Genomic DNA, 23320 nt, shown 5'->3' with positions numbered 1-23320 from the left:
TTAACCAATTAATGCAACACCAAAATACTTAGTCGTAACAGTATTAATAAAAATTACTAATAATATAATTGGAATAAACGTACCTACCGATACATTCACGTATTTTTCAAATAAACTGGCGCTGTAGCCTTCAGAGCCAGCAGCTAGCTCTTGGCTTAGATTATGTTTTTTCCAACGGTAACTCACAAATAAACAAATCAATAACCCATTCAATGGCAATATCGTTTCATAAAACACATCAATGACGACATCGAAAAAGGATTTTTCTGCGCCGGCATAACTCATAAAACCGGTTAGAAAATCAATCATGCCAAAGGAAACTGCGCACATTAAAGACAAGATAATCAGTAATAATCCACATAGCAACAACGCACGTTGACGAGACATGCGTTTTTCGCTCATCAATGCGGCTACAGGGACTTCAAAGATAGAAACTAAAGACGTAATTGCGGCAAAGAAAACCAATAAGAAAAAGACACTTGCAGCGATGCTTGCTCCAACAAAACCCACACTAGTTTGTAATGCTAAAAATATTTTCGGCAAAAATGTAAAAATTAACCCAACTGAAGATTCACTTAATTCATCAGGCTGAATATTAGGATTAAACGAATATATCGCTGGTAAAATCATTAAGCCCGCAGTAAACGCAACGGCAGTATCGGTTAATGCAACAAGCTTTGCTGAGCCGGGGATATCCGCTTTTTTATTAATATAGCTACCATAAGTGATCATGATCCCCATACCGAGGGATAAAGAGAAAAAGGCTTGAGATAATGCGCCATTGACCACACCAGAGTCGATTTTACTAAAGTCAGGGATAAGATAGAATTTGACCCCCGCCATCGCGTTATCTTGCATTAAAACGAATATCACCATACCAATGAGCATAAAAAAAAGCGCAGGCATCATCAGTTTTGCCGCTTTCTCAATCCCTTGTTTAACTCCACCTTGAAGAATCAAATACATAATAGCTAGTACCACGATCATGTAAACGAAGATTTGAGAGGAGTTAATAAATTCGCCAAAGTAATCAGGATTAGCCAAGGCTTCAAGATCCCCCGTCGCTGCGCCAACAAGATACCCTAAGATCCATACGGTGATGACTGAGTAGAACACTGCAATCATAAATGGGGTGATAATAGACAACCAACCTGCGATACTCCATTTTGAAGAACGCTGCGAAAGCATAGAATATGCACCGAGTGGGTCTTTTTGAGTATTACGTCCAACTGACATCTCCGCCAGCATGACAGGTAAGCAGATAAAGAAAACAAAAATAGCGTACATAAATAAAAATGCACCACCACCATTTTTTGCGGCTCCCACAGGGAAGCCAACGAGATTACCAATCCCTACAGCGGAGCCTGCAGCAGCTAAAATAAAACCAAGACGAGAACCGAATTGCTCGCGAGATGCACCCATAAGTATTCCTTCATTATTTTTATGCGGTGAATACTAACAAGCTTATCTATAAATGTCATTTACCATGGGATAGTTTTACCGGCCCAATCAAGATAATACGGACTTTCTTCAGCAGTGGCTTGGGTTAATAAGCTGACTAAACATTGTGCGGTAAATTCAGGGGTAAATAGCTTATCGGACTTTACATTTGCCTGGAACGGCTTCGATAGTCCAGTATCCACTGTTCCTGGGTGATAAGACAATAACGCGACGTTTTTATTTCGACGGCTATATTCAATTGCAGCGTTTTTAATCAACATATTCAGTGCCGATTTAGACGCTCGATATCCATACCACCCCCCTAACTTATTATCGGTGATACTGCCCACCCGGGCACTTAAAAAAGCAATCGTACTGGGTAAGCGCTTTGGCATGATTTTGACTAAATGCTTCAACCATATCGCTGGTAATATTGTGTTAACTTCAAAATAGGCTTGTAACTGCAGAGGATCGATATCCTCCAAGCGCTTTTCTGGTTTTAGACCGCATAGAGAATCAGACGGCTCTCGATGTAAAATACCGACTGTGGATATTACAAAACGATACTGTGTGGCATCAGATTTTTGTTGTTCTACAAACTCAGCAACGGCATGTTCATCTAGAGAGTTTAGCGTGTAAGCGGTAATGTTAGGATGAGTATTAACCAAATCCGAGCGAGAGATCGCATGTACATACTCAATCTCAGGGTGCGTTAATAATTCGTCAATCAATGCTCGGGCAATACCCCCACTTGCACCAATCACTAAGGCTGTATTAGGTGTCGACATTATATGTCCTTGGTCAATTTTACAAAAAAGTCATTTAAACAGATATTCAGTGCTTTAATACACAGCGTTCACAGCGACGTTGTCCTGTTAAATAATAAGAAATGGTATAGCGATTTTTGGCAAAAATATTATAGAACTTATCAGCAAACCAACGGATGACAGGCCAGCGTGTGGGAGCATATACCCATCCCTTGCCCACTAATTTCCAAGCTAAATAAGTCACATCTAAACCAGTGATAATATCGCCTTGGTCGGTTTGACCATGAATGCGGTTGTTTAATGCATCCCAATCAAGTTCGGGATATTGCTCACTAAAGCCTGGCTCCATGATATCGACAAATGAAAGATTGCCCTGAGTGTTATATTTGACGAGATGTTTCATCTCTTTTTGGCACAAAGGACACATCCCGTCATAAAATAAAGTGAGTTTCATACTGCGCTACTTTGATATTTAAAGAGTATATAACTACGGATGATATCGTGTTTTGGATGACTGTTGGTTTAGGTTGATTGTTGATGTTTATCAAAATATCCCCATATCAACTTCATGAAATAAAGGAGAATTATATAGTGACTGAACAAATTACATTAGGTGGCGGATGCTTTTGGTGCATTGAGTCAGCATTTAACAAGGTCAAAGGTGTATTAAGTGCTTACTCTGGGTACAGTAATGGACACACTTTCCAGCCTAGTTACCAAGATGTTTGTACTGGTGACACAGGACATAATGAAGTCGTGCAAGTCACCTTTGATAGCGAGGTGATTAATCTAAAGCAAATATTTGAGATATTTTTCGCATTACATGACCCAACTCAACTTAATCGACAAGGTAATGACATCGGCACTCAATATCGCGGTGGAATTTATTACCATAATGATAAACAAAAAATAGCAGCTGAAGCTTTTGTCGCTCAACTCAAAGCCGACAACATTTATGACGCGCCAGTAGTGACTGAAATTGAAGCACTGGATAACTACTCTCAAGCTGAAGATTATCACCAAGATTACTTTGCTAATAACCCTAGCAATACATACTGTAATCTGGTGGTAGGGCCAAAACTGGTGAAGTTTAAAAAGACGTTTGCTCAGTACCTAAAAGAAGATTAGCCAATCTTTTAGCGTTGGGCTATAGCAAATAGATGCACCTGTTTGTCACCGCGATCAATATACTAAAAATAATGTCGCGGTGCCTAAAAATGCAAAAATCCCAACGACATCCGTTATCGTCGTTAAAATGACGCTTCCAGCAAGTGCGGGATCAATTTTTAATTTCTTCATGATCAGAGGTAAGGTCGCACCAGCAAATCCCGCAGCAATCATATTCATCATCATGGCAAAGGCAATAATGACGCCTAAATCAAAGTCTTGCTTCCATAAGGCAACGACAGTCGCAATAAGCACTGCCCAAATCACGCCATTTAAAAAACCGATAGCCAACTCTTTATTAATTAAAATCCGCGAGTTAGCATCATTAACATGACCAAGTGCCATACCTCGGATAACTAATGTAAGCGTTTGATTACCAGCTACTCCCCCCATACTCGGAACGATAGTGTTGAGTATAGCTAAGACTGCAAGTTGTGACAGGGTTTGCTCGAATAAATCTGACACCATCGCAGCTAACAATGCTGTTACCAAATTTACCCCTAACCAAATCGACCGCCGTTGGGTGGACTGTAATACAGGGGCAAACGTATCTTCTTCATCATCAAGACCCGCCATACTCATCATAGAATGTTCAGCATCTTCTCGAATAATATCTACCACGTCATCAATCGTAATCCGACCTACTAGATGATAATCTTCATCAACTACAGGGGCAGATAACCAATTATAACGTTCAAATAAACTAGCCACTTGGTCATCAGGCATATCAACAGTAATGGCATCAGGTTCTTCATCCATCACCTCTGCGACGGTCACATCAGGACTCGATGTTAGTAATCGAGTTACGGGTACTGAACCAATTAAATAGTCACTGCGGTTAACGACATAAAATGTATCAGTATTTTGAGGCAAATCACCTTTTAAACGAAGATAACGCAAAATCACATCCACTGCGACATCAGGTCGCAAAGTGATAGTGTCCGTATTCATGATGAAACCGGCGGTTTCTTCACCATACGCTAACGCCTTTTCAGCTCGGACTCGGTCTTGGTCATCCATTGACGTTAAAATATCTTGTAATACTTGATCAGGAAGACTGCTAAGAGTTTCAGCTAAATCATCCGTATCCATGTCCTCAAGTGCATCGACCACATTATCGGGCATCATCTTAGTGATTATCCCGTTGCGGACTTCCTCGGAAAGCTCTTCTAGCACATCGCCATGATAATCGGCATCAAGGAGCTGCCATAGCTCATCACGAGTTTTAGTCGTTGTCGATTCTAGGATTAAAGCTACATCACATGCGGGTGCTTCATGCAGGATTTTGCGCACAGAAACATATTTACCCGACGACAAAGCGTCAGTAATTTCTGTCATTTGACTTTCAGCGAATTTTGCAGCAATGGTATCAGCCATAATCCATACCTGCGAGGCGTGTATAATTGCCTATTAGAATAGCCTGAAACTAAGATAATGTCATGAATTGATTAAAGAACTTTACCCTTCTTCATTAAATTTTTGACTGATTAATTTAACAACGGCGTCTAAAGCTTCTGAGGCATCTGGACCAGACACTTCTATGCGCACCGATTTACCCTGTTGTGACTCTAACATCATCAAGCCTAATACACTGCCAGCATCTGCACTTTTATCCGCTTGGTGAACCGTGATAGTCGCTTCAAATTGGGTCGCTAGTCTGGCAAGCTGACTCGCCGGACGCGCATGGAGTCCCATTTTATTTAAAATCATGACTGTTGCTTCGACCGTATGCTCACTCATGATGCCATTTCATCTTTGTAACGACTCAACTCACGATGTCGTATCTGAACATCAGGATGCGATTCTTGCATATTCATAAGTAATTGCTCTGCCACATATACCGAGCGATGTTTTCCACCAGTACAACCGATTGCGACTGTCACGTAACTACGGTTATTACGTTCTAAATGAGGTAACCATGTAGTAATCAGGTTTTGAATTTGCCATACAAACTTAGTAACCACCGGCTGACTACCCAAAAACACTTGTATAGGTGAATCGATACCAGTGAACTGTTTTAACTCAGGCTCCCAATGAGGGTTGGGTAAAAAGCGGGCATCAAATACATAATCAGCATCTTTCGGGATCCCGTATTTAAAGCCAAATGATTCAAAAACTAAGACTAAACGTGAGCTTTTTTTACCTAAAATCCGCTCTCTAATGAGTTCGGCTAACTCATGGACAGTAAGCTGATCCGTATCAATATATAAGTCTGCACGCTCTTTCATCGGTTCCAATAACTCTTTTTCTAGGCGAATAGCAGCCTCGAGAGATTGGTTACCCTTACTCAACGGGTGTAAGCGACGAGTTTCACTGTAACGTTTCAATAAAATGCTAGTACTGGAATCCAGGTAAACTATAGATAGGTTCCAATCTTTCGGCAAGTAATTGAGAATTTCAGATAATTCGTTAGATTCTTTCGGAAGATTACGTACATCGACACTAACGGCGACCTCCTCATATTCACCGATTATCGTATGCGTCAATGCCGGTAATAAATTGACCGGTATATTATCCACACAGTAATACCCTAAATCCTCAAGCGCTCGTAAAGCAATTGACTTACCAGAACCTGAACGGCCGGAAATTATAATCAGTTTCATTTGCTATCCAAAGTTAATGCAAAAATGACTTCTTCAGGGGTTTGTGCCGCTCTAATTTGCTGAACAACGTCAATATTATTTAACTTTGTAGCTACACTTGATAGTGTTTGTAGGTGGCCTTCTATTTCCTCATGAGGTACTAGCAAGGCAAAAAATATATCGACGGGTTGTTGGTCAATCGCATCAAAATCAATCGCGCAATCGGTAATCAACACTACCGCTGTGACTTTCGTTAAACCTACGATACGACCATGAGGAATGGCTATACCACCTCCAATACCAGTTGAGCCCATTTTTTCACGATGCACTAAACTCTCTAAAATGCTTGCTTGAAAGATTTCATTATCAACGTCTTCAGCCAAACGGCTAATCGTCTCAAATATTTTCTTTTTACTTTGACAGGGGACCGCACATTTTATACGGTCCACTGATAATATTGAGGAAAGTTGCATTAATAATTAGTGTCGTTGAAGTTTTTCTTTATGTTTAATTACTTGACGGTCAAGTTTGTCAATTAAACTATCAATCGCAGCATACATATCTGAATGTTCAGAGGTAGCAAAAACTTCCCCTCCATTTAAATTCAATTTAGCTTCTGCTTTTTGGTGAATTTTTTCAACATTTAGAATGACATGAACATTGTTAATATGATCGAAGTGTCGTTCGAGTTTCTCAAATTTGGTATCCACATAATTACGGAGTGAATCAGTGATTTCGACATGATGACCTGTTAGGTTTATCTGCATAATGACTTCCTTCTTTGTTTGTAACTAAACCAAGCTTTTACGCTGGCTGGATGATGGGATCGATAATGACTCCCGATATTTCGCAATTGTCCGACGTGCCACTTTTATACCTTGGTCCGCCAATACATCTGCAATTTTACTATCACTCAAAGGCTTTGCACTGTTTTCAGCTGCCACGAGCTTTTTAATTAATGCTCGAATTGCGGTAGAAGAGCACTCACCGCCAGATTCTGTTGCCACATGACTCGAGAAAAAATACTTCAATTCATAAATCCCACGTGGTGTATGCATATACTTTTGTGTAGTGACACGTGAAATGGTTGATTCATGCATATCAACCATTTCAGCCACATCATTTAACACCATAGGCTTCATCATTTCTGGGCCATGCTCAAAAAAACCCATTTGCTGCTGCACAATGCAATTAGCCACTTTCATTAATGTGTCGTTGCGTGATTCTAAGCTTTTTATAAACCATTTTGCTTCTTGTATATGAGATTTGACAAACGCACTATCCGAAGAGTTCCGTGAATCTTTACTTAAAGCAGCATATTGTTGATTAATACTTAATTTGGGTAAACAATCGGGATTGAGTTCAACTGTCCAACGACCATTTTTCTTTGCTACCGACACATCAGGGATCACGTATTCTGGTTCTTTAGTAATTAACGCACTACCAGGACGCGGATTTAAAGATTGAAGTAACAGCATCACTTCACGTAACTGCTCCTCCTTAAGCCGTGTTTTGCGCATTAATGTACGATAGTCTTTACTCAATAATAAGTCGGTGTGTTCCGTTATTATGGCACGCGCTTCATTTAAAAACGGCGTGTCATCATCGAATTGACGAAGTTGGACTAAAAGACATTCTTGGGGGGTACGTGAACCGGAACCAATGGGGTCAAACATTTGAATACGTTTTAGTACACATTCAACTTCATCCAACTCGATTGTTTCATCCTGCATTGATTGAAGAATATCTTCACTTGATGCGAGCAAATAGCCTGACTCGTCAATCGAATCGATGATTGCCACTGCAATTGCACGATCCGTATCACTAAATGGGGTTAAGCCCATTTGCCATAGTAAATAGGCTTGAATGTCATCGACAGTTTCACCTTGAAATATATTGTCATCATCAATTACACCACCTGAACCGGTCAAAGAGGCAACGGGTGCAGATGATGCACTGTAGTAATCGTCCCACGTACTATCCAAAGGTAACTCCTCTGGTACAGCATTACCCTCTAGGGCGTCATGGGAAGTGACTTTATCAGAATCGACAGATTCATTTGTATCAGAAGAACGCTCTTTATCATCGTGTTCAGAATATAATTCTTCTATTTCTAGCAGTGGATTAGATTCTACAGCTTCTTGGATTTCTTGTTGTAAATCCAATGTGGAGAGTTGTAACAACTTAATTGCCTGCTGTAATTGAGGCGTCATCGTAAGTTGTTGACTAAATTTAAGCTGTAACGAGTGTTTCATCGAATTCCTTTTATTACTGACAAGTAAGCATCATCCAAAATACTTACTTCATTTTGATTATAGTCTAAATTCTTCGCCTAGGTACACTTCCTTTACCTTTTTATTTTGAAGCACTTGTGAGGCAGTTCCAGCAGCAATTAATTCACCATGACTCACAATATATGCTTTTTCACACACATCTAAAGTTTCTCTAACGTTATGGTCGGTTATTAATACGCCAATTCCACGTTGCTTTAACTGTTGAATGATTTGTTTTATATCACCTACCGAGATAGGATCTACACCCGCAAAGGGCTCATCTAACAATATAAACTTGGGATCGGCAGCAAGCGCACGGGCAATTTCTACTCGTCGACGCTCACCTCCTGATAATGCCATACCAGCACTATTACGAATATGATTAATATTAAATTCATCTAATAATGCATCGGCATGACTTTCACGTTGTTGATTAGATAATTCTTTACGTGTTTGTAAAATCGCCATGATATTTTCATAGACGGTGAGTTTTCTAAATATCGACGCTTCTTGGGGCAAATAGCCAATCCCTTGTCGAGCACGCTCATGCATCGGCTGTAAAGTAAGTTCGGTTTGGTCTAATAAGATTTCACCATGATCTAATGGCACTAATCCAACAATCATATAAAAGGTTGTCGTTTTACCCGCCCCATTTGGCCCGAGTAATCCAACTATTTGACCCGATTCGACTTCGATACTCACATCTCTTACCACTTTTCGAGATTTGTAAGATTTAGCCAGATGTGTGGCTTTTAATGTAGCCATTAATTATTATCATCCTGTTGTTCTTGGATTTGTTGTTTAAGGACTTCAGGCTGAAATACAGTGGTTACCCTTCCACCTTCTGCATTATTCGCTTTGGCAACCAACTGTTTATTGATTAAATCAAACTCGATAGATTCACTTTTAACCACCGAGGTGTCTTGGGCTAGCTGGGCATCACCGATAAAACTTACCGTGCGAGTTACTACGCTGTAGCGGATTTCGTTAGCCAACGCTGTCACGCGCGAGCCATCTTCTAATGACTGAGTGAACTGAGCTGGCTCACCGGTAGCAATAAATACTTCTTGGCCTTCACCGGCGCTGGCATCAATACTCAAACGCGCAGCATTAATGGTAAGACCCGCTTGAACCACAACCACGTCATCTTTATAAACCGACATTTTCGATACACCATCTACAAAAGTAGATTTTGCGCTGATCGCAATTGGCGCATTAATATCTTGGTTAAGTGACGGCTTATCGGATTTGGCTTGAAGCCCCGAAGATAGCATTAATGCACTTAAAATAATTAAGTAACACATCCAATTATATTTCATTTGTTTCTCTCAATTAATTCAACGACGATGACTTAATCGTCGGTTTATCATCGACTATTACAGCACCAAAAATAGTCTTTACATGACCGGTTAAGTTAAACTTCTTAGTCTGCATATTGGCATGAAATCCTTCACTAAGCATCGAAAATTCCATACCTGTCATTAATACCTCACGATCTGAATACATAGTATTTGTATTGAGATCAATTTCAATAAATTCAGATGTAATCTGTTGAATAAAATCTGTGGCGTTTAAGCTATTAATTTGAATATTGCGTTCCAAGCGAATGATATTATTGGTAAATAAGGTGCCCACATCAGCAGTCACCTTGTAAGGGGAGTCTGCATTTAGATAAATCGTATATTGTGGATATTCAAACACCATAAATCCCAGTGAATCGTATTGCTCCATCACTTTTGCAAACACTTTGTGGCTTAACGTCCCATCATCAGCATAGCGTTGAGAGGTTAAGTTTTCAGCACGGTATGTCGGTATTTCAAAAATTTGGCTCGGATCAACATTTTCATTGTTCTGATTGTGTTGCTCTGTGGGGTAAAAGTACACACCTAAAATACAAGCAAATAAAAAGATAATACTATAACCGACACGTCCCATCAGACACTAGCGCCATGAATGTTATCAAGTAAATTATGTACTTGTAAAAACGTATCTGTGACTTCCCTAACTGCCCCAAAGCCCCCGTCGAGCTGGGTAACCCAATTAGCTTGTTGTGAGACATAAGGATGGGCGTCACGCACTGCGATTTTCACTGCACTGTGCTTATACATGCCTATATCTGGCATATCATCTCCCATACTAGCGATTTGATGAGGCTGCAGAGAAAGTGTTTTCATTAATTGCGCGAGTGCGTCCTGTTTATTCTCTTCACCTTGAATAATGTAAGCCACATTGAGTGCACTCATACGTTGCTGGACTAATTCAGAGCGACGACCTGTAATAATCGCAACTTCAATACCACAACGAGCTAATGATTTAATGCCATAACCATCTCGGGTATGAAAAGCTTTCAGTTCCTCACCATGATTACCTAGGTATATGCGTCCATCACTAAACACACCATCAACATCACAAACAAGCAGTTTGATGGGGGCAAGCTTTGCAAACAATTCACTTGAAAAGTATTCGGTGTATAACGTTTTAACTGAACTCACTACACTACTCCAGCTTGCAATAACATATGCATATTAAATGCACCTATTATCTGATGTGTATTATTAACCACTAATAATGCGTTAATGTGTTGTTCTTGCATAAGGTTTAACGCATCCACCGCAAGCATGTCGGCAGATACCGTTAAGCAGTTCGGGGTCATCACATCTTCAGCCGTTAACGCATGGATATCGAGCTTATGATCAAGTACTCGGCGTAGATCACCATCAGTGAAAATGCCGATTAAGGTTCCATCTTCATGTATCACTCCGGTCATGCCAAGCCCTTTACTGGTAATTTCATACAGCGCTACAGGTACTTGAGTATTAGCAGGCACACTGGGTATGTCGTTACCTGTACGCATAATATCAGCACATGTTAATAGTAACTTACGACCCAATGAGCCACCAGGATGTGATAATGCAAAATCTTCGGACGTAAACCCTTTCGCATCCAATAGCGCAACCGCTAAAGCGTCGCCTAATACCAACGTCACAGTGGTGGATGTTGTTGGCGCGAGTCCCAGTGAACAGGCCTCTGCAGGCACTTTGATGGTGACGACAATATCAGCGTGCTTAGCCAACGTTGACTGCATGTTTTGAGTGATTGCAATAAGAGTAATGCCAAGGCGTTTTAAAACCGGTAATAAACCTAACAATTCGTCGGTTTCGCCAGAATTGGAGATACCGATCACTACATCATCAGGGCTCAACATACCTAAGTCACCGTGATTAGCTTCTCCAGGGTGCATAAAAAATGCTGGGGTACCTGTGGATGCTAACGTAGCCGCTATTTTATTGCCAATATGCCCTGACTTACCCATCCCTGAGACAACGACTTTGCCTTTACAGTTGAGCAACCTTTCACATGCTTCGACAAAATTATCATTTAAACAATCATGTAACGTCGCAATACCTGCCATCTCGGTATCAATTACCCGTTTAGCAGAAGATATAAATGATGTAGACATAATTGTTCCTAGTGTTCAATTAATCAAATATTAAGCAAACAATATAAATTGATAACCTAAAAACGCAGCAACTAATACTGCACCTTCTAATCGATTAATGCGTCGAGTGCCCTTAAAGTTAAAGCTAAAGATGAGTAATAATATGGTTAAGCCTAACATGACATACATATCTCGGGTAGCAGCATCAGCATCAATTAATCCAGGCGCAATTAATCCAGGCATACCTAATACCGCCAGTATGTTAAAAATATTAGAACCAATGATATTTCCCATTGCCAGATCATCTTCACCCTTCAACACTCCGGCAATGCATGCTGCCAGTTCAGGTAAGCTCGTCCCTAAGGCAATAATTGTTAAGCCAATCACCAAATCACTAATACCAAAGTATTTAGCAATAAATACCGCTGACTCGACTAAAAAATGAGCTGAGAGTGGTAACATCACTAATCCGAGAATGACCCATAATATTGCCACTGAAGTGGATACACCGTTAGGAATTTCAAGCTCATTTTCATCGACTAGTGGGTCGCCTTTTTCAACATTAAAAGACAGCCAAGCCATTCCTCCAAGCACTATGACAAATAAACTAATGAGAATAACACCTTCATTAAAGCTTAAAATTTGATCATGCAAAAAATAAACAGCGACTAAACACATAGCGAATAGTAATGGAAATTCACGTTTTAGGGTCCCTGAAGAAACTAATAGCGGTTTCACTAGTGCTGTAATCCCTAGTACTAACGCAATATTGGTAATATTTGAGCCGATCGCATTACCCACCGCCGTATCTGGTGAACCTGATAATGATGCTGTAGCTGACACCACGATTTCCGGTGCAGATGAACCCATCGCAACAATCGTCAAACCTATCATCATCGGAGATACACCAATGTTTTTAGCTAACGCAGAAGCGCCGTAAACAAAGCGGTCAGCACTCCAACTCAAAATAGCGAGTCCAACTAAAAATATAACTATTTGTATTAGCACTGTAGCGTGATCCCTATGGGGTTATAACTTTTATAAGAAGTATGACATCTATTATTATGGTTAATAGTTAGCATATAGAAAAGTATAGTGAGTATATTGACTAAAATGCATTATAATGTCGCAATTATTGCAAAAAAAATCAGTTTTTTGTATTTGTTTTTACTATCATTTTATATGTTGTTTACTTCAGATACATAAATAAGCTATTCAGATTTGATTCAGAATAATTGTTTTATTGTATATATGAAGGTTTTACTTTTGCATTATCCATCTTGAAACCTCATAATTAATACCAATATACACACCTTAACATCAAAGATTCATCTTAGGCACAGGACAGGCAACAACACTATTTATGACTGAAAATTTGGTAGACATTCAAAATATCACCTTCTCGCGTGCTAATCGAATCATTTATGATGATATCAGCATCCAAATTCCCAAAGGCAAAATCACGGCGATTATGGGTCCTAGTGGTATCGGTAAAACCACCATGTTACGCTTGATTGGTGGTCAACTTATCCCCGATCAAGGCGACATTAAATTTGCTGGTGAATCAATACCGAAGATGAGTCGAAAACACCTCTATCAGACACGAAAAGCCATGAGTATGTTATTCCAGTCAGGCGCTTTGTTTACCGATATGAGTGTATTTGATAACGTTGCCTTTGCCCTGCGCGAGCATACACCCCTATCTGAATCCGTTATCAAAACATTAGTGTTGTTAAAATTAGAAGCTGTCGGTCTTCGCGGCGCGGCAAACCTCATGCCCAGCGAACTTTCTGGAGGAATGGCTCGACGCGCAGCTTTAGCCCGAGCGATTGCATTAGATCCTGAATTAATTATGTACGATGAACCCTTTGCCGGACAAGATCCCATTTCTATGGGCGTATTAGTGAAATTAATCAAAGCATTAAGTGAAGCGTTATCCGTAACAAGTATTGTCGTGACACACGATGTTTCTGAAGTGCTAGATATCGCTGATTATGTCTACATATTAGCGAATAAAAAAGTGATCGGACATGGCACTGCTGAACAAATAAAAGCATCAGATTCAAAACTAGTGCAGCAATTTCTTCAAGGACAAGCCGATGGGCCAGTTCCTTTTCATTATCCTGCAACTGATTTATCTACACAGCTCTTGGGAGATTCGTTATGAACTGGGTAGTTCAAGTTGGTGCGAATACTTTGGATACTATTCGTTCTTTTGGTCGAGCATTCTTAATGCTAACAGGTGCGTTAATCGCTGTCCCACAACTAAAAAATATCCGTTTAACACTCCAACAAATATATGTTGTTGGCGTTCAGTCATTACTCATCATTCTGGTCTCCGGTCTTTTCATCGGTATGGTCATGGCATTACAAGGCTACACTATTTTAGTTGGTTACGGCGCGGAAGGTTCGTTAGGCCCAATGGTCGCGTTGTCGTTATTGCGAGAATTAGGTCCGGTGGTCACTGCGTTATTATTTGCTGGTCGAGCGGGCTCTGCCCTCACTGCAGAGATAGGTTTAATGAAAGCAACTGAGCAGTTAAGTTCCTTGGAAATGATGGCGGTTGACCCGCTACGCCGTGTTGTGGCCCCGCGTGTATGGGCTGGTATCATTTCGATGCCGATGTTGGCGATCATCTTTTCTGCAATCGGTATATTAGGCGGTCATTTGGTAGGAGTCGACTGGCTTGGCGTTGATTCAGGTTCATATTGGTCCATCATGCAAGCGACCGTGGATTGGAATAAAGATGTCGTCAACGGCATTATAAAAAGTATTGTATTTGCGATTGTGGTGACATGGATTGCGATATTTAAAGGCTATGATGCGGTACCAACATCCGAAGGTATATCACAAGCCACGACACAGACTGTAGTGTATTCTTCACTGGCAGTCTTAGGATTAGATTTTGTGCTCACCGCACTCATGTTTGGCATTAATTAGGAGTCAATATGACCACGCGTAAAACTGAACTTATGGTAGGTTTCTTTGTCATTTTAACTATATCAGCAACCTTATTATTAGCGATGAAAGTTGTTAATCAGGGCTTTTCTGACAATGAGTCAAGCTATACTTTATATGCAAAGTTTGACAACATTGGCGGATTAAAAGCTCGTTCTGCAGTAAAAGTTGGTGGTGTCACTGTCGGTAGAGTTGAGTCGATTTATCTAGATCCTGAAGATTTTAATCCTGTGGTCGTGCTAAGCCTATCTCAGCAGTATAATAATTTCCCGGACACTAGCTCTGTCGCGATATTGACTTCAGGATTACTTGGTGAGCAATATATCGGATTTCAGCCTGGTTTTGCATTTGATGATTTTGTCACTCTCGCTGATGGTGATTATATTCAGGATACTAAATCAGCCCTCGTTCTTGAAGATTTAATCGGTCAATTTTTGTTTAGCCGAGATAGTGAATAATTTATTTAAGGAAACATTGTGAAAAAATTTATTAGCACTTTTTTTGCTATTTGTAGTTTAATATTAGCTAACTCGGCCATAGCCCAATTACAGCAGGAAGAAAATAATCCTCACTTAATGATTCAAGAGGCGGCCACGACAACATTTAATCGCATGAAAAATGAAAAGAGTTTAATTGCACAAAACCCTGAACATTTGCGTACCATTATGCGTGAAAATTTATTACCGCATGTCGATTATAAATACTCCGCATTTATGGTGCTTGGTAATCAAGCTCGAAAAGTACCAAAACAAAAGCTCGGTGAATTTGTCAATGTGTTCCGTGAATACTTAGTCACGACCTATGCAAATGCTATGGGTTACTATGACGACCAAACAGTGTCTTTTGAGCCTGCTGGCGATTATTCAGATAAAAAAATTGTCACCGTTAGAGCGTTAATCCAAGACGAAGGTAAGCCCGATATTAAAGTCGCCTTTAAAGTGCGTAAAGATCGCAAAACTAATCAATGGGGTGCCTATGATATGGTTGCAGAGGGAATTAGTTTGTTATCGAGTAAGCGCAGTGAGTTTGAATCAATCTTGCGTCAAGAAGGCATTGAAACAGTCATTGCGTTGATGCAGAAAAAAATCGATAACCCTATTGTTTTACAGAATACACCGACTCCAACCTCGAATGCAGATGGTGAAGGATAACTTATGACACTGGACTTAATATTCCAAGACAATACGTTAATCCTTAAGGGAGTGTTGAATAATCAAACGATTCAACAAGATTTGTTTGTGTCGCAGCGTAAAAAAATAGCATCAATACAAACATTAACAATTAATTTAGAAGCCATTACTCATCTTGATAGTGCAGGCTTGGCATGGTTACTTAATGCCATTAGGGATGCTAAAGCCGCAAATATCTCACTTGCATGGCAACATATTCCTGATAAATTACTACAACTCGCGCGCCTTAGTAGCGCTGAATCTTTTTTCACAACGCCTTCTGCTTAACATCTGATACTTAAGTGAAGCATAACCAACGGTTTATACGCTATGACGACTGAAGAAATAGAAACATTTCTAAAAGAACAGCTTTCCCTCACTGAAGTTCACGTGAAAAGCGATGGTTCTCACTTTAATATCATTGCTGTGAGTGATGCATTTGGCGATATGTCTCGAGTAAAACGACAACAGTTTGTCTATGCACCTTTAACTGATAAAATTGCCGATGGCTCTATGCACGCTATTTCGATTAAAACGTTTACCGAAGCGCAATGGTCTAAAGAGAAACTCTTTAACATTCCTCAATAAGGTCGCATTATCGTGGATAAACTTGTAATTACCCAGTCCTCAGCATTACGTGGGGATGTTGTTATTTCAGGGGCAAAAAACGCTGCCCTTCCTTTGCTAATGGCTTCTTTGCTATGTGATTCCCCCATCACTTTTAATAATGTGCCGGCACTGCGTGATATCACAACCAGTGTGAAGCTACTTGAGGGAATGGGTACACACATCACCTATAACAACAAGAACTCTCTGACCTTAGATGCCAGTAAACTATCAAGTACTATTGCATCGTATGAATTAGTAAGAACCATGCGTGCATCAATCTTAGTGTTAGGTCCATTGCTCGCTCGTCATGGTCATGCAGATGTCTCTTTGCCAGGTGGATGTGCTATTGGCGCCCGGCCAGTAAACCTTCATTTAACGGGTTTAGAGGCGATGGGAGCTAAAATTGATGTTGAAGATGGTTACATTAAAGCGAGCGTTCAAGGCAAGCTTCAAGGCGCAAACATTTTTATGGATATTGTCAGTGTCGGCGCCACAGAGAACTTAATGATGGCTGCAGCATTAGCAGAAGGCACTACAGTGCTTGAAAATGCAGCTCGTGAGCCTGAAATTGTTGATTTAGCCAATTGCATTAACGCCATGGGTGGTAATGTCACAGGTGCAGGTACCGATCAAATCATCATTGAAGGGGTAGAATCCTTGCACGGATGTACCTATTCAGTCTTACCTGATCGTATTGAAACAGGTACATTTCTAGTCGCAGCCGCCGCAACACGAGGTCATGTTCGTTGTCTCAATGCAGCCCCTGAGACGTTGGATGCTGTGTTAAGTAAACTTCGCCAAGCGGGCGCAGAAATCACTACAACAGCGGATACCATTGAACTGAATATGCATGGTAAGCAACCAACCGCTGTCGATCTTAAAACGGCTCCACACCCAGGTTTTCCTACTGATATGCAAGCTCAATTCGTAGCAATGAATTGTTTAGCCCAGGGAAGCGGAGTTGTTACTGAAACCATTTTTGAAAATCGTTTTATGCACGTACCTGAATTGCAGCGCATGGGTGCTAAAATAACGCTGCAAGGTAACAGTGCTATGTGTCAGGGAAGCGCTGCGCTTAAGGGAGCGCCGGTTATGGCGACAGACTTGAGAGCATCAGCATCATTAGTGATTGCTGGACTGCTGGCCGAAGGTGAAACCCATGTTAATCGCATTTATCACCTTGACCGGGGTTATGAATCGATTGAAACCAAATTAAACTTACTGGGTGCCAATATCAAGCGCATGCCTGAATAAGCTCTTCATGTCGGTTTTGAATAAAAGTCCACTCATCAGCTTATCATAAGCTGGCTGAGTGGTGCTGCATTGCGTATTTTTCCAATAATTTTTCTTCCATGGATCATTGACTAAATAAACATCTTCGCCGTTAACAGCAACACCTTCTAGCGATGCATTATCCATAAATGCATATTCACTGCAATCTGGGTCAAAAGGCATATTGGGTAATCGATTAGGTGCTAAATAACGCAACTTAACTATCTTAGTTGGCAACTTATTATCAATATCTATAAGCCATAGTTGATTATCATTGCGAGCAGCTGCGATTAACCAATTAACACCATTATACGTGACAATATCAGAGCCATTTATCGGATGTGGGCGTGGCTTACGATCAAATTGGTGTAAGTTTGGTAACGACGCATCCCAAAGATTTACTGATACAAAACCGGGTTGCTCCCAAAAGTTATTATCTAACTCGGTGGTAAAAATTTGGGCTCTAAACTGGCTATTTTTTTCCAATGATAAATATAACGTATTGTTTGAGATAGCAAGCCCCTCGATCCCATCATTTGGGAAATTACCAACGTCGGCTAATTTTGGAAATTGGACAGCGCGCGTACCCGTTACCTTGAGATTTTTACCATCCCAATTTAAACGAACAAGCACTGTGGGATAGGTTGTGGAATGCGTCTCGTTAAATTGTCTTTGACACTCTGTGGTTAATTCGCCCAATACCGAAGCATCTTCAGTCACTGTAATAAACCCATTAGGGTTATAAGGATCTTTGACTAATGCTTCGAGATCAGGTTTTGTATGTAAATACTGAGTAAAACAGTGAGTCGCTTGTTCGTTTGCAATTGTATATTGAGGTGTAGCAAATTCTCGTTTGCCTGTAGCGGGGTCAAAAAAATGCAATTGCTTCACTTGTTCATCAGCCGCACTTGCATCTGAAATCATAATTAAACGATTTTGCCAGAATGTTAACCCAGATGGTTGAGGATCAAGCAGTAATTGGTTGTGTTCATCAACTAGCCATTGGCCGGTTAATTCCAGTGCTGATTTTTGTTGAGATACGCTGACACAGCTAGAAAGAAACATAACGGACACAATTAGCAACAAAATTAACGGCGTTTTAAGTATTTTCATGTTCTGTGCTCTTTAGATTTTAGTTATAGTAAAACATGTACTCATTATTATAAACAACTTACATGGATATTGAACATTCTCGTGCATAATGATTCATCAACACTCCCTAGCCTAATAGCGGGTCCAATGCTTCGTCATGTGAGCCCGACTGAGTTCACATTATGGCTGGTGACGAGTGAACATTGTCATCCTGAATTATTGTTATATCGCGTTCAAAACGGACAATATCACCGACTTACTCTCCCGGAACAAAATAGTGAGATATTAGCTCATCAAGTCATCAAAATAGGCCAACACGCCTATATTCATTTGTTACAAATTAACACCCGTAGTGTGTTTTTGGATCCCGAAGCACATTACGCTTATGACATTATGCTACCCAATAGCAATGGTCTTATCAGTATCGCCAAATCCCATTCTACACTTCGTTATGAACAGCAAGCCTATTTTCATTTTAGGGTGCCCGGTGTGCTCAAAAATGTCATGCATGGCTCTTGTCGTAAACCCCATCACCCTGAACAAGATGCTTTGGCACAATTAGATAGACTCATTGAAGTAGGAATTAACCAGCCCGAAGATGCGCCTGATGTCGTATTCTTTACTGGCGATCAAATATATGCTGATGATGTTTCAGGTCCCATGCTGTTTGCCATCCACCAAGTCATCGCCCTTCTAGGATTATGGGATGAAAGTTTTCCTGACACCGATATTGATTCAGCATATGAGAAACTGAGTCAATCGACATTATATTATCAGCGTGAATCCATTTTACCGGATACTCAACCCAACGAAGATGTATTGGATAATATTTTTTCGGGCAAACGAAAACCTTTATTTACTTCTGTCCATGCTCAAAATCATTTAATGAGTCTAGCTGAAATTTTAGGAATGTACTTACTAACATGGTCAGACACACTATGGCAACTCATCGATTTATCGCCTCCTGAATTATCGGAAAACTCACTTAAGCGTTATCTTCATGAGCAAGATGCAATAGAGGGTTTCATCGAGACATTACCAAACGTTCGTCGTGCTTTAGCACATATCCCTAATTACTATATTTTTGATGATCATGATGTGACCGATGATTGGAATCTTACTCGCGCCTGGGAAGAAGGGATTTACGGTCATGGATTCTCAAGACGAATCATTGCTAATGCATTAATTGGTTATTGGCTATGTCAAGGAATGGGTAATCAGCCTATGCGGACACAGTCATTATTAAATAAGACAGTAGCGCATTTTTCCGATTCAACAATTATTGAACACACACAGTTAGGTGAAAAGTTATTAAATTGGTCCTGTTGGGATTACCAATTAGCAACGAGCCCTCCAGTAAGAGTCTTAGATACCCGCACACAACGCTGGCGTTCTGAAACAAGCAAACATAAACCGTCTGGTTTAATGGATTGGGAATCATTGGTAGAGTTCCAACAATCACTCGTCGGGGAAGATGATGTGATTGTCGTATCTGCAGCGCCCATTTACGGCGTTAAATTTATTGAAACAATACAGCGCTTTTTCACTTGGATAGGGAAAGCCTTAACTGTTGATGCCGAAAATTGGATGGCCCATAAAGGCACTGCTAATGTCATATTGAATATATTTAAACATGAACGGACACCTCCCCGATTTATTATTCTTAGTGGGGATGTACATTACTCATTTGTTTATGATGTGCGTTTACGATTTCAAAAGAACTCCCCGCAAATACTCCAATTCACCTGCAGTGGACTTAAGAATGCTTTTCCCACTGCACTGATAGAAAAATTAGATAAGATAAATCAGTGGTGCTATTCGAGTAAATCCCCCTTAAATATATTCACAAAACGACGTGATATGAAAATTATCGCTCGAGTTCCCGAAGGCTTTAAAGGAAAAGAGTTAATTAATATTCCCGCATTAGGTTGGCTAGCGCTAGATCCTAACAAAACTGCCTCAAATGATGCGACAACATGTAGCATTGTTACCAACCATGGTAAGAAAATCACATTTAAAGCGGATTAAGCTTTACCGCTTTTGTCCTGTTTTTTGTTATTATACGTACCATTAATGTATTCAAAATCTTGCTAAAAAAGGTGTTTGCAGTGTCTGAAGTATCAATTGGTCTTTTTTATGGCTCTACCACGTGTTATACCGAGATGGCTGCTGAAAAAATCAAAGCACAACTAGAAAGACTATCTCCTCATATAAACATCCCTATGTTTGACATCAAAGACACGCCTCTCAGTAATATTGCTAACTATGATATTGTATTACTCGGTATTTCTACTTGGGATTTTGGCGAGTTGCAAGAGGACTGGGAATCACATTGGAGTGATATTGGAGCAATTGATTTCACTGGTAAACACGCTGCAATCTTTGGTTTGGGAGACCAACTAGGTTATGCTGACTGGTCCAAGACGCAGTGGTATGCTTCACGATGTCATCGTACCTAATGGCGCTGAAATGGTAGGTTATTGGCCGAATGAAGGATATGATTTCTTAGCTTCAAAAGCCTTAACTGAAGACGGCGAATTTTTTGTAGGACTCTCATTAGATGATGAAAATCAATTCACTGAAACCGATGAACGCATTGCAAAATGGTGTGAACAAATCTCAGCTGAACTTGAATTGTAGCTACGCAGATTACTATTGTGACATCCTCTCGGATCCACCGTGAATTTTACCGTAACGGAGAATCTCACCGCAGCGGCGCAGATGTTAGCTTCCAAGATATATTAAAATTATTTGGCTTTCGTACCATCGAAATTGGGCGATGGGTCACGTCAGCTGAACAACAAATCGCTGCTAATCTCTTCTTTGATGCGTTATATGATTTGTGCGATATACTCCAAGTCCCTGAACAGGTTATTTCATTACGTGGTCGTTTAGGTTTAGCGTTTGGTAAAGGAGGACGTCAAGGTGTCTGTGCGCATTATACGCCTATCAAACATGAAATTAGTTTGGCAAAAAATGCAGGAGCCGGCAGTTTAGCTCACGAGTGGTTTCATGCATTTGACCATTACATCGGTGCCAAAATGTTCAATGGTGTTCCACCATCAGCATTCGCATCTGCAGCTTATTTACACCATCAAATCAGCTATCCTCACCCATTAAATCTGCAGTTATCTAACTGTTTCAAACACATTATGCTCGCCCCATCAGGCAACCAACCAAGCGATTATTTCCACCGGAGTAAAGCATTAGATGCACAACATCAAATTTTTTATTACGCCAAACCTGAAGAACTATGCGCACGAGCATTTGAATCGTTTGTGCAAGACCATCCAATCAAAAATGCATTCCTTGTACAAGGTACAAAAACATCTAACGATGCCTCAAAAGGTATCTACCCAATGGCATCACATCGCAAGTGTGTAAATGAACAATTCGCCGCATATTTTTCTCAACTGGGCCATGCGATGGGTCATTTTATACAAAAATAATCACAAAATTTGGTTTAGCACGCCATAAAACAAAAAAATGCACATTCTATTTACAAAAGCCCTACCCAATTTTTTAGAAATTCTTTATACTATGGTCTGAAATGTTTTAAGGATATGAAAAACACTTATGAAAAGAAAAAAGCATACCTCAAGTGATGATGACGCTCAGATTGATATGACTCCGATGTTAGACATCGTTTTTATCATGTTAATCTTCTTTATCGTGACAACATCATTTGTAAAAGAAAAAGGACTAGATGCGAATCGTCCCAAAGATAACACTGAGTCTCAACAACCCAGTAAATCTTTATCAATTCAAATTGACGAAGTCGGTGTCATTAAAATGAACGGACGTGAAGTTGATATTCGTCGAGTAGTCGCTAATATTCAAACGTTTTTAGCAGAAAACAACACTGACTCGGCCGCTATTCAAGCACATGAAGATACTGAGCATGGCATTGTCGTTGAGGTGATGAACCAAGCGAAAGTAGCAGGTATTAACAAGGTATCAGTCCTAGTTAAAGACTAATTTCATATCGATATAAACCACCAAACTAGCAATGGTTTGGTGGTTTTTTTATGTGACGCATTTTTATAACAATACTAATGAGATTGACAGTATTAAATATCGAACCAAAAATACTGCCTACCAACAATGCATAAACTAGCCCAATACTTTCTGCAAACAAAAACCAGCGGCGCATGACTGCAGTATCAGTAAAGATAATAGATCCGGCAGTAAATATAATCGATGACGTATAGGCCAATATGATCAAATAACCGTGCTGTAATACAACCCACTCAAATACAAAGAATCCGATATTAATACTCAGAAAAAGAATTAATATCTTCATCCCCCTAACTTTTAATGCAACAGCATTTCTAATGGCTGCTAAACCACAGCCAATACCAGCGGCCATCGCATCAAGTAAGAAAAAATGTGTACTCAAACACAGCATTGCGCCACCGGATAAAATGAGGTAGCGACGCATATCGTTACTACGATACCCAAATATATTAAATATAATCGCACCAAAGCCAAATGCTTCGGCAATCCAGTTAATGTCCAATTACAACTCCGATATCGTTAAATTCATCCATCA

28 protein-coding genes and 1 pseudogene are annotated in these 23320 nt (G+C 40.2%); 12 read left to right on the top strand and 17 right to left on the bottom strand.

What is annotated here, in order from left to right; genetic code table 11:
- From G2999_RS06355 to G2999_RS06345, 3 genes are read right to left on the bottom strand one after another with little or no spacing between them, the layout of a single operon-like run.
- A complete protein-coding gene (locus G2999_RS06355; RefSeq protein ID WP_010179871.1) occupies nucleotides 1-1422 on the bottom strand; it encodes a sodium-dependent transporter in 1422 nt (473 codons plus the stop codon).
- A 59-nt stretch (nucleotides 1423-1481) separates the two neighbouring features.
- On the bottom strand, nucleotides 1482-2228 hold the full coding sequence (locus G2999_RS06350) for an SDR family NAD(P)-dependent oxidoreductase (protein WP_010179869.1): 747 nt from the start codon (nucleotides 2226-2228) through the stop codon (nucleotides 1482-1484).
- Between the two features lie 46 nt (nucleotides 2229-2274).
- Nucleotides 2275-2661: a thiol-disulfide oxidoreductase DCC family protein gene (locus tag G2999_RS06345; RefSeq protein ID WP_010179867.1), complete on the bottom strand. Its 387-nt coding sequence runs from the start codon at nucleotides 2659-2661 to the stop codon at nucleotides 2275-2277.
- An 83-nt stretch (nucleotides 2662-2744) separates the two neighbouring features.
- Here G2999_RS06345 and msrA point away from each other — a divergent pair, with 83 nt between their 5' ends.
- Nucleotides 2745-3335, top strand: coding sequence for a peptide-methionine (S)-S-oxide reductase MsrA (msrA, locus tag G2999_RS06340; RefSeq protein ID WP_050751023.1), 591 nt, complete (start codon nucleotides 2745-2747; stop codon nucleotides 3333-3335).
- 54 nt (nucleotides 3336-3389) lie between these two features.
- On the opposite strand, the gene mgtE is transcribed toward msrA, so the two are convergent.
- The 12 genes from mgtE to G2999_RS06280 all read right to left on the bottom strand — a co-directional run bounded on the left by mgtE (nucleotide 3390) and on the right by G2999_RS06280 (nucleotide 12676).
- Nucleotides 3390-4751 carry a magnesium transporter gene (gene mgtE, locus G2999_RS06335; protein ID WP_010179864.1) on the bottom strand — a complete coding sequence of 454 codons (1362 nt, stop codon included), beginning with the start codon at nucleotides 4749-4751 and terminating at the stop codon, nucleotides 3390-3392.
- Nucleotides 4752-4832: 81 nt separating this feature from the next.
- Nucleotides 4833-5114, bottom strand: coding sequence for an HPr family phosphocarrier protein (locus tag G2999_RS06330; protein ID WP_010179862.1), 282 nt, complete (start codon nucleotides 5112-5114; stop codon nucleotides 4833-4835).
- A complete protein-coding gene (rapZ, locus tag G2999_RS06325; protein ID WP_010179860.1) occupies nucleotides 5111-5977 on the bottom strand; it encodes an RNase adapter RapZ in 867 nt (288 codons plus the stop codon). The genes G2999_RS06330 and rapZ overlap by 4 nt, the downstream gene beginning before the upstream one ends.
- Nucleotides 5974-6429 carry a PTS sugar transporter subunit IIA gene (locus tag G2999_RS06320; RefSeq protein ID WP_010179859.1) on the bottom strand — a complete coding sequence of 152 codons (456 nt, stop codon included), beginning with the start codon at nucleotides 6427-6429 and terminating at the stop codon, nucleotides 5974-5976. The genes rapZ and G2999_RS06320 overlap by 4 nt, the downstream gene beginning before the upstream one ends.
- 6 nt (nucleotides 6430-6435) lie before the next feature.
- Nucleotides 6436-6723 carry a ribosome hibernation promoting factor gene (gene hpf, locus G2999_RS06315; RefSeq protein WP_010179856.1) on the bottom strand — a complete coding sequence of 96 codons (288 nt, stop codon included), beginning with the start codon at nucleotides 6721-6723 and terminating at the stop codon, nucleotides 6436-6438.
- Between the two features lie 24 nt (nucleotides 6724-6747).
- Nucleotides 6748-8211: an RNA polymerase factor sigma-54 gene (locus G2999_RS06310; RefSeq protein ID WP_010179854.1), complete on the bottom strand. Its 1464-nt coding sequence runs from the start codon at nucleotides 8209-8211 to the stop codon at nucleotides 6748-6750.
- A gap of 57 nt (nucleotides 8212-8268) precedes the next feature.
- Complete coding sequence (gene lptB / locus G2999_RS06305) at nucleotides 8269-8994, bottom strand: LPS export ABC transporter ATP-binding protein (RefSeq protein WP_010179852.1); 726 nt, start codon at nucleotides 8992-8994, stop codon at nucleotides 8269-8271.
- Entirely contained in the window at nucleotides 8994-9548 is a 555-nt protein-coding gene (gene lptA, locus G2999_RS06300) for a lipopolysaccharide transport periplasmic protein LptA (protein WP_010179850.1), read from the bottom strand. The genes lptB and lptA overlap by 1 nt, the downstream gene beginning before the upstream one ends.
- A 13-nt stretch (nucleotides 9549-9561) precedes the next feature.
- On the bottom strand, nucleotides 9562-10164 hold the full coding sequence (lptC, locus tag G2999_RS12020) for an LPS export ABC transporter periplasmic protein LptC (protein ID WP_010179848.1): 603 nt from the start codon (nucleotides 10162-10164) through the stop codon (nucleotides 9562-9564).
- Nucleotides 10164-10721, bottom strand: a complete 558-nt coding sequence (gene kdsC / locus G2999_RS06290) for a 3-deoxy-manno-octulosonate-8-phosphatase KdsC (protein ID WP_010179846.1) — start codon at nucleotides 10719-10721, stop codon at nucleotides 10164-10166. The genes lptC and kdsC overlap by 1 nt, the downstream gene beginning before the upstream one ends.
- Nucleotides 10721-11689 (bottom strand): KpsF/GutQ family sugar-phosphate isomerase, encoded by a 969-nt coding sequence (locus tag G2999_RS06285; protein WP_010179844.1) that lies wholly within the window; start codon nucleotides 11687-11689, stop codon nucleotides 10721-10723. The genes kdsC and G2999_RS06285 overlap by 1 nt, the downstream gene beginning before the upstream one ends.
- A 30-nt stretch (nucleotides 11690-11719) precedes the next feature.
- Entirely contained in the window at nucleotides 11720-12676 is a 957-nt protein-coding gene (locus G2999_RS06280; RefSeq protein WP_010179842.1) for a calcium/sodium antiporter, read from the bottom strand.
- A gap of 355 nt (nucleotides 12677-13031) precedes the next feature.
- On the opposite strand from G2999_RS06280, the gene mlaF reads away from it, so the two are divergent.
- Genes mlaF through murA form a run of 7 tightly spaced genes read left to right on the top strand, consistent with a single transcriptional unit; the run spans nucleotide 13032 to nucleotide 17658 of the window.
- Nucleotides 13032-13835, top strand: a complete 804-nt coding sequence (mlaF, locus tag G2999_RS06275) for a phospholipid ABC transporter ATP-binding protein MlaF (RefSeq protein ID WP_010179840.1) — start codon at nucleotides 13032-13034, stop codon at nucleotides 13833-13835.
- A complete protein-coding gene (gene mlaE / locus G2999_RS06270; RefSeq protein WP_010179838.1) occupies nucleotides 13832-14608 on the top strand; it encodes a lipid asymmetry maintenance ABC transporter permease subunit MlaE in 777 nt (258 codons plus the stop codon). The genes mlaF and mlaE overlap by 4 nt, the downstream gene beginning before the upstream one ends.
- Before the next feature lie 8 nt (nucleotides 14609-14616).
- Nucleotides 14617-15084, top strand: coding sequence for an outer membrane lipid asymmetry maintenance protein MlaD (mlaD, locus tag G2999_RS06265; RefSeq protein ID WP_010179836.1), 468 nt, complete (start codon nucleotides 14617-14619; stop codon nucleotides 15082-15084).
- Nucleotides 15085-15102: 18 nt separating this feature from the next.
- The gene (locus G2999_RS06260; RefSeq protein ID WP_010179834.1) at nucleotides 15103-15777 is read left to right on the top strand and encodes a phospholipid-binding protein MlaC; all 675 of its coding nucleotides are present in this window, start codon (nucleotides 15103-15105) and stop codon (nucleotides 15775-15777) included.
- 3 nt (nucleotides 15778-15780) lie between these two features.
- Nucleotides 15781-16083 carry a lipid asymmetry maintenance protein MlaB gene (locus G2999_RS06255; protein WP_010179832.1) on the top strand — a complete coding sequence of 101 codons (303 nt, stop codon included), beginning with the start codon at nucleotides 15781-15783 and terminating at the stop codon, nucleotides 16081-16083.
- Between the two features lie 42 nt (nucleotides 16084-16125).
- A complete protein-coding gene (locus G2999_RS06250; RefSeq protein ID WP_010179831.1) occupies nucleotides 16126-16383 on the top strand; it encodes a BolA family protein in 258 nt (85 codons plus the stop codon).
- Between the two features lie 12 nt (nucleotides 16384-16395).
- Nucleotides 16396-17658 (top strand): UDP-N-acetylglucosamine 1-carboxyvinyltransferase, encoded by a 1263-nt coding sequence (gene murA / locus G2999_RS06245; RefSeq protein WP_010179829.1) that lies wholly within the window; start codon nucleotides 16396-16398, stop codon nucleotides 17656-17658.
- Here murA and G2999_RS12015 read toward each other — a convergent pair.
- The gene (locus tag G2999_RS12015; protein ID WP_010179827.1) at nucleotides 17623-18789 is read right to left on the bottom strand and encodes a hypothetical protein; all 1167 of its coding nucleotides are present in this window, start codon (nucleotides 18787-18789) and stop codon (nucleotides 17623-17625) included. The two genes, murA and G2999_RS12015, sit on opposite strands and share 36 nt — an antisense overlap.
- Nucleotides 18790-18870: 81 nt before the next feature.
- Here G2999_RS12015 and G2999_RS06235 point away from each other — a divergent pair, with 81 nt between their 5' ends.
- The 4 genes and pseudogenes from G2999_RS06235 to G2999_RS06220 all read left to right on the top strand — a co-directional run bounded on the left by G2999_RS06235 (nucleotide 18871) and on the right by G2999_RS06220 (nucleotide 22746).
- The gene (locus G2999_RS06235; RefSeq protein WP_156780223.1) at nucleotides 18871-20796 is read left to right on the top strand and encodes an alkaline phosphatase family protein; all 1926 of its coding nucleotides are present in this window, start codon (nucleotides 18871-18873) and stop codon (nucleotides 20794-20796) included.
- A 134-nt stretch (nucleotides 20797-20930) separates the two neighbouring features.
- Nucleotides 20931-21408, top strand: a pseudogene (locus G2999_RS12010) (flavodoxin).
- Nucleotides 21409-21422: 14 nt separating this feature from the next.
- Nucleotides 21423-22217 carry a CLCA_X family protein gene (locus tag G2999_RS06225; RefSeq protein ID WP_156780222.1) on the top strand — a complete coding sequence of 265 codons (795 nt, stop codon included), beginning with the start codon at nucleotides 21423-21425 and terminating at the stop codon, nucleotides 22215-22217.
- Nucleotides 22218-22344: 127 nt separating this feature from the next.
- Entirely contained in the window at nucleotides 22345-22746 is a 402-nt protein-coding gene (locus tag G2999_RS06220; protein ID WP_010179820.1) for a biopolymer transporter ExbD, read from the top strand.
- 25 nt (nucleotides 22747-22771) lie between these two features.
- Here G2999_RS06220 and G2999_RS06215 read toward each other — a convergent pair whose 3' ends face one another.
- The gene (locus tag G2999_RS06215; protein ID WP_010179819.1) at nucleotides 22772-23287 is read right to left on the bottom strand and encodes a YgjV family protein; all 516 of its coding nucleotides are present in this window, start codon (nucleotides 23285-23287) and stop codon (nucleotides 22772-22774) included.
- Between the last annotated feature and the right edge of the window lie 33 nt (nucleotides 23288-23320).

Source organism: Glaciecola sp. HTCC2999 (assembly GCF_000155775.1).
Taxonomy (GTDB): domain Bacteria; phylum Pseudomonadota; class Gammaproteobacteria; order Enterobacterales; family Alteromonadaceae; genus Opacimonas.
This window is presented reverse-complemented; position numbering and strand designations above follow the sequence as displayed.

Bases quoted from the DNA above. Each gene is read 5' to 3' on its own strand.
- mgtE (WP_010179864.1), bottom strand. From the start codon at position 4,751: ATGGCTGATACCATTGCTGCAAAATTCGCTGAAAGTCAAATGACAGAA.
- G2999_RS06220 (WP_010179820.1), top strand. From the start codon at position 22,345: ATGAAAAGAAAAAAGCATACCTCAAGTGATGATGACGCTCAGATTGAT.
- mlaF (WP_010179840.1), top strand. From the start codon at position 13,032: ATGACTGAAAATTTGGTAGACATTCAAAATATCACCTTCTCGCGTGCT.
- lptA (WP_010179850.1), bottom strand. From the start codon at position 9,548: ATGAAATATAATTGGATGTGTTACTTAATTATTTTAAGTGCATTAATG.
- hpf (WP_010179856.1), bottom strand. From the start codon at position 6,723: ATGCAGATAAACCTAACAGGTCATCATGTCGAAATCACTGATTCACTC.
- G2999_RS06310 (WP_010179854.1), bottom strand. From the start codon at position 8,211: ATGAAACACTCGTTACAGCTTAAATTTAGTCAACAACTTACGATGACG.
- G2999_RS06285 (WP_010179844.1), bottom strand. From the start codon at position 11,689: ATGTCTACATCATTTATATCTTCTGCTAAACGGGTAATTGATACCGAG.
- G2999_RS06255 (WP_010179832.1), top strand. From the start codon at position 15,781: ATGACACTGGACTTAATATTCCAAGACAATACGTTAATCCTTAAGGGA.
- G2999_RS06250 (WP_010179831.1), top strand. From the start codon at position 16,126: ATGACGACTGAAGAAATAGAAACATTTCTAAAAGAACAGCTTTCCCTC.
- msrA (WP_050751023.1), top strand. From the start codon at position 2,745: ATGTTTATCAAAATATCCCCATATCAACTTCATGAAATAAAGGAGAAT.
- lptB (WP_010179852.1), bottom strand. From the start codon at position 8,994: ATGGCTACATTAAAAGCCACACATCTGGCTAAATCTTACAAATCTCGA.
- mlaD (WP_010179836.1), top strand. From the start codon at position 14,617: ATGACCACGCGTAAAACTGAACTTATGGTAGGTTTCTTTGTCATTTTA.
- lptC (WP_010179848.1), bottom strand. From the start codon at position 10,164: ATGGGACGTGTCGGTTATAGTATTATCTTTTTATTTGCTTGTATTTTA.
- G2999_RS12015 (WP_010179827.1), bottom strand. From the start codon at position 18,789: ATGAAAATACTTAAAACGCCGTTAATTTTGTTGCTAATTGTGTCCGTT.
- G2999_RS06345 (WP_010179867.1), bottom strand. From the start codon at position 2,661: ATGAAACTCACTTTATTTTATGACGGGATGTGTCCTTTGTGCCAAAAA.
- G2999_RS06330 (WP_010179862.1), bottom strand. From the start codon at position 5,114: ATGAGTGAGCATACGGTCGAAGCAACAGTCATGATTTTAAATAAAATG.
- G2999_RS06350 (WP_010179869.1), bottom strand. From the start codon at position 2,228: ATGTCGACACCTAATACAGCCTTAGTGATTGGTGCAAGTGGGGGTATT.
- rapZ (WP_010179860.1), bottom strand. From the start codon at position 5,977: ATGAAACTGATTATAATTTCCGGCCGTTCAGGTTCTGGTAAGTCAATT.
- G2999_RS06320 (WP_010179859.1), bottom strand. From the start codon at position 6,429: ATGCAACTTTCCTCAATATTATCAGTGGACCGTATAAAATGTGCGGTC.
- G2999_RS06355 (WP_010179871.1), bottom strand. From the start codon at position 1,422: ATGGGTGCATCTCGCGAGCAATTCGGTTCTCGTCTTGGTTTTATTTTA.
- mlaE (WP_010179838.1), top strand. From the start codon at position 13,832: ATGAACTGGGTAGTTCAAGTTGGTGCGAATACTTTGGATACTATTCGT.